The following is a 5,239-nucleotide window of genomic DNA, read 5'->3' as shown; positions in this document are numbered from 1 at the left end:
TTGATGTCCGATGTGGCGGCGACTGTGGCTGCCTAGCGTCAGAGTCGACCGGTCCGAGCCGGTCGGCCAAGCCGACACCGATGTCGGCCGACGCAGGAGGACGCCATGAACATCGAACAGATCGACACCGTCATCGTCGGCGCGGGCCAGGCCGGCCTGGCCACGGCGTATCATCTCCGCAAACACGAACAACCCTGCGTGGTGATCGACGCCAACCACCGAATCGGCGACAACTGGCGCCGCCAATGGGACAGCCTTCGCCTGTACTCCCCCGCCCGATACGACGGCCTGCCCGGCATGCCGTTTCCCGCCGACGGCTGGTCGTTTCCCGGCTAGGACGACGTCGCCGATTATCTGGAGACCTACGCCCAACGCTTCGGGTTGCCGGTTCGGTTGTCGACCCGGGTACGCTCACTGGACCCCGATCCGCGAGGCGGCTTCGTGGTCGACACCGACGCCGGCACACTCGCATCGCGCACCGTGGTGGTCGCCACCGGAACCTTCGGGCGCACTCCCGCGATTCCGGACTGCGCGGCCGAACTCGATCCCGCGATCCTGCAATTGCACTCCAGTGAGTATCGGCGGCCCGAGCAATTGCGCGACGGCCCGACACTGGTGGTCGGCGCATCGCACTCCGGCGCCGACATCGCCTACGAGGTTGCGGCGACCCGTCCGACGACGCTGTGTGGACGCGACTGCGGATCGATCCCGTTCTATCCGGAGTCCTGGCAGGCACGCGTGCTGTTCCCGATGATGATCTTCGCGTGGCGTCACATCCTGACCCGACGCACCCCGATGGGCCGCAGAGAGCTTCCGAAGGTGCGGTTCCATGGGGCACCCGCGTTGCGCGTGAAGGCCGCCGACCTGCGCGAACGCGATGTGACGCGGATCGAGCAGCGAGTGGTGGGCGCCCGTGACGGTCTCCCGCAGACCGCCGACGGTGAGGTGCTCGACGTCGCCAACGTCATCTGGTGCACCGGATTCCGCCAGGTCTTCGACTGGATTCATCTGCCGGTGTTCGGCCCCGACGGCTGGCCCGACGAGATGCGCGGTGTGGTGGAAACCGCCCCTGGCCTGTACTTCTGCGGCCTGTCGTTCCAATACGCCTTCAGCTCCATGGTGCTGCCCGGCGTCGGACGCGACGCGGCCTACATCGCCGACCGGATCGCACAGCGAGCCGCCCAGCCGGAGCATCAAGTGACCTGAGCCGTGCACATCTTCATCGCAACCCCCTTTCCGAACGCCCACAGCAACTTTGAGTCGCAGTCGATAGGCGTTCTGCAGATCCCGCCCATCGTCCAGGGGCTTTCAAGCCTTCGCTAAGGCCTTCCGGAACAAGAAGACCACGGATCGCCTACACCAGCGCGATTTCCCTTTGCCGGGAGTGTCAGTGTCGCGCTGACAAAAATTGGCTGTACCGTTCGGGTCATGGGCAAGACGAAGAGCGAAGTACGTGAGGTGCACGTGGCTGTCGCCTCCGATATTGCGCTGCGCGCCCTCGAACTCACTGGTGGCGAGCTGGACATAGAAGCAGCCCAATCACTCGAGGAAATGAAGGCCTTGATTTCAGCTCTCGAAGTCACTACAACGCAACTGCTTCTCTCGGGTGGCAACTCGTGGAGTGAGATAGCTTTACAGCTCGGTGCCGTGAAAAGGCAGTCGCTGCACCGACGACTGAATCGACGCATAAGCAAGCTTCTGAGTAGCGATCCCGGACGGGTTCCAGTCAGTTTGGACCGGGAGTTCTACTTCGCCGACGCGATCTATGCACAGAACCTCCAGAAGATCGAACGCCTAGTGGCAGACACTTCTCGCCACGGCTATCACCCGAGTCTTGTGAAGCACCGACGACCGGACTGCTAGCGGAGACGATGAGTGGGACCTTATCCGCTCAGACCGCCGCCGCAGCTGAAGCGCCGTGTGAGAGCGTCTGCATGTGAACGTCGTCCCACAGTGGAGTGTCAGGGCCGAGCCGTGACACCGAGCTGAACCTTTGGCCGCCGGTCGTGGCAGACACTACCCCAGTCACCGACCAAACGACGTTGAATTCAATCAGTGGCGAGAGAAGCTGACCGAACGGTCAGCCCGCGGATACGCTAGGTGTTGCCAGGCAGGGACTGTCAAGATTTGATCAGTCAGACTTGCCATTTCCCACGTCCGCCCTTAAACCTTGGGCGCAGGTACGCCGTTCGGTGAACCTAAAGGAGTTGCTGGCCTGTGGAGCCGATCACCCGTGCCGAACACGCCTTGCTCGCTGCGGCCACAGCAGGGCAGGAATGCGATGTGCGCACCACCTCCGACCGCACGGCCCTATGGGTGCCATCGGTCGATGAGGCCACCGGCTGGGGCGAGGATCGGAACGTGCGAGCCGGCTACTTGCGCCACCTCCTGATCGACCTGCACCTACCTGTTCACCTGAGAGGGGCTCGGATCGACGGCGACCTCACCGTGGGTCACGGCCATAGCCTTACTCTCAGCACACCCGCCTGCGTATACACCGGACACGTCAGGTTCGTCGAGGTGTCCTTCACCGGGTACGCCGGGTTCGACGGGGCGACCTTCACCGGGAACGCCTGGTTCGACAGGGCGACCTTCACCGATGACGAGGCTCAAGAAACTTCCCCAGGTGTGCTCGCTGAAATTCCCCACCTGTGGGCGGCTCCTACTGTAGCGTCCGTCGGGTTGGCGCGGTGGCGGTGCGCTGGTTTTGGGTGCGTGCGTGGTGGTCGCGTAGTCGGTAGGAATCGCCGTCGAGTTTGAGCACGACTGAGCGGTGCAGCAGTCGGTCGAGCATGGCGGCGGCGACGGTGGTGTCGCCGAGGACTTCACCCCATTCGGCGACTGACCGGTTGGTGGTGATGACGATGCTTGTTTTCAAATATCGTTGTGCCACAACTTGAAACAATGCTGACGCGGCTTCGGCCGGCAATGGTAGATATCCGAGTTCGTCGATCACCAGCAGGGTGGGGCCGGCGAAGAACCGCATGCAGGTGGCCCAGCGGCCCTCGATGGCGGCTTTGTGGCAGCGCGCGGCCAGATCGGCGGCGGTGGTCACATAGGTGCGGTAGCCGGCGTGCACCGCGGCATGTGCCAGCCCGACCGCGAGGTGGGTTTTGCCGGTGCCGGGTGGGCCGATGAGTAGCACGTTCGTCGCCGATTCCAGATACGCGCAGGTGCCCAGTTCACGGATCAACGCCCGGTCGACTCCGGGGGCGGCGTCGTAGTCGAACCCGTCCAGGGTGGCGGGGGTGGGCAGACAGGCGAACCGCAGCCGCCCGGCCAGGCGACGGGCCTCGGTGGCATCGACCTCGATGCCCAGTAGGTGCTCAAGGGTGTAGGTCATCGTCCACTCCTGCTCGGCAGCGATCTGCAGCACCTGCGGTAGGGCTTGCGCGGCGGCGTCGAGTTTGAGTACGGCGAGATGCCCACGCAGCTGCTGATACACCGAGACCGCCGATTGTGACTGCGGCGCATCATTGGTCGGATTCACGGTGGTGGTGGTTGTGTCGGTCTTGTTGGTCATGGGAGTTGGGTCCTGTTCTGTGCGGCGCGTTCATACACGCTCAGGTCGATCACCGACGCCTGAGCTGTTGGCGCGGTGGTGTGTGTGGTGTTGTGACGCAGCGCCTCTGCAGCTTGTCGAGCGGCTTGGCCCGGTGGGATGCGTTCCTTGCGGCGATGCGGCCGGCGACTCGATGAGGCGCCGGCCTGGGCCAGGGTGTCCAGGGCGACGACATGGCCGTGGTCACGCACTTGGGCTCCCGAGCCTGCAGCGGCCAGGCGGTGGCGGGCGATCACGATGCCCGAGTCGGTGGCGATGTCGATATGCCCGTCGCCGAGTCGTTCGCTGACGTGCACGTCGTTCATCGCCAACTCCGGGGGCACCGAGTACTGGTTGCCCTTCCACGCCACCAACGCCTGGCGAGACACTTTCCGCACCTCGGTGACCGTCGTCGGGTACGGAGCCGCTGGCGGGGCGCTGAGCGGTTCGCGCTTGGCGACGGTGGCCACGTTCGAGCGCCCATCTTTGGTTCGGCGCATACGCACATCTGAGCGGGTCCGGCAGAACGTGTCACAACTGGCCTGGGCTTGCTCGACGGTCAGCTCGTCGGGAAGTGTGCGCCACCAGCGTTGCGCGGCAATGTGATTGGACTTCTCCACCACACCTTTGCGGTTCCCACGCCGGGGTGGACACACGGCTACCGAAACACCGTAATACTTGGCGACACCAGCGAACTCGGCGGTCAAGGCCCCGGTTGCCGGGTGACACACCGTGGCCATCCGGTCGAACCGCCACGACTTGGTGACCCCACCCAAGCGGCGGGTGATGCGGTCGATACCGGCGATCACCTGCGGGCGGGTCATATCAGGTGCCAGATAGCCGCGCCACCGCCCCGAATGCGACAGTGACCCGACCAGCAAGAACGCGGTCGAACCCCAACCCCACTGCGATGGAGGATTCGGCAACTCCACCCAATCCCATTGCGTCTCTTCACCTGGCGGGTGTTCAATGATCGCGTTCGCCCGTTTGGTGACCTGCGCGCAGTCCGCACACTTTGGTCGCAGACCGCGAATCCGGATCTGGCGGGTCAGGGTCTGATACGACTGGGCGTAGCCGAGGTCCTCAAGTTCATCGCACAACGTGCGCGACCACAGATGCGGGTCCTCGTCGAGTCGGGCCCGAACATAGTCCAGGAACGGCTCGAACGGATCCACCGCCGGTTTCTTACGTTCGCCCGGGGTGCGCTCACCATTGAGGTAGGCCCGGATCGTCTTCCTATCGTGGCCGGTGTGGCGGGCGATCGCCGAGATCGTCCACCCCCGTTTGTGCAGTGCATGTACTTCCACATCGCTCTCCCGTGTCAACATGAAAGCGGGCCTCCCGAGGTTGCTGGTGAGTGGTCAGAGACCATCAGCATCACGGGAGGCCCGCCTACTCTGGCGGAGCCACACGGGTGAGGAATTCAGATGAGCATCACTGGGGAATTTCGATGAGCGCCGTCACCGAGGGCGCCGGGTTCCTCGAGGCGACCTTCACCGAGGGCGCCAGGTTCGACAGGGCGACCTTCACCGGGAACGCCTGGTTCTACAGGGCGACCTTCACCGAGGGCGCCAGGTTCGACAGGGCGACCTTCACCGGGAACGCCAGGTTCTACAGGGCGACCTTCACCGAGGGCGCCAGGTTCGACAAGGCGACCTTCACCGAGGGCGCCAGGTTCGACAAGGCGACCTTCACCGG

General features: G+C 64.3%; 4 protein-coding genes and 1 pseudogene. 3 read left to right on the top strand and 2 right to left on the bottom strand.

The features are described from left to right. The first annotated feature begins 105 nt into the window (after positions 1-105). Both OSB52_RS24440 and OSB52_RS24435 read left to right on the top strand, forming a co-directional pair. Positions 106-1,206 (top strand): annotated as a pseudogene (locus OSB52_RS24440) (flavin-containing monooxygenase). Between the two features lie 222 nt (positions 1,207-1,428). Continuing rightward, positions 1,429-1,863, top strand: a complete 435-nt coding sequence (locus OSB52_RS24435; RefSeq protein WP_266063930.1) for a hypothetical protein — start codon at positions 1,429-1,431, stop codon at positions 1,861-1,863. Positions 1,864-2,662: 799 nt separating this feature from the next. On the opposite strand, the gene istB is transcribed toward OSB52_RS24435, so the two are convergent. Beyond that, positions 2,663-3,523 (bottom strand): IS21-like element helper ATPase IstB, encoded by an 861-nt coding sequence (gene istB, locus OSB52_RS24430; RefSeq protein WP_235723274.1) that lies wholly within the window; start codon positions 3,521-3,523, stop codon positions 2,663-2,665. Then, a complete protein-coding gene (locus OSB52_RS24425) occupies positions 3,520-4,869 on the bottom strand; it encodes a Mu transposase domain-containing protein (RefSeq protein WP_266063929.1) in 1,350 nt (449 codons plus the stop codon). Before OSB52_RS24425 ends, istB begins: the two co-directional genes overlap by 4 nt. A 122-nt stretch (positions 4,870-4,991) precedes the next feature. Here OSB52_RS24425 and OSB52_RS24420 point away from each other — a divergent pair. Continuing rightward, positions 4,992-5,239 (top strand): pentapeptide repeat-containing protein (locus OSB52_RS24420; RefSeq protein WP_266063928.1); only part of this gene is annotated, 248 nt, incomplete at its 3' end.

This window comes from Gordonia aquimaris, assembly GCF_026262595.1.
GTDB classification, from domain to species: domain Bacteria; phylum Actinomycetota; class Actinomycetes; order Mycobacteriales; family Mycobacteriaceae; genus Gordonia; species Gordonia tangerina.
Note: the sequence above shows the minus strand (reverse complement) of the source record. Positions and strands in the feature narration are given on the sequence as shown.

Bases quoted from the DNA above. Each gene is read 5' to 3' on its own strand.
- OSB52_RS24435 (WP_266063930.1), top strand. From the start codon at position 1,429: ATGGGCAAGACGAAGAGCGAAGTACGTGAGGTGCACGTGGCTGTCGCC.
- OSB52_RS24425 (WP_266063929.1), bottom strand. From the start codon at position 4,869: ATGTTGACACGGGAGAGCGATGTGGAAGTACATGCACTGCACAAACGG.
- istB (WP_235723274.1), bottom strand. From the start codon at position 3,523: ATGACCAACAAGACCGACACAACCACCACCACCGTGAATCCGACCAAT.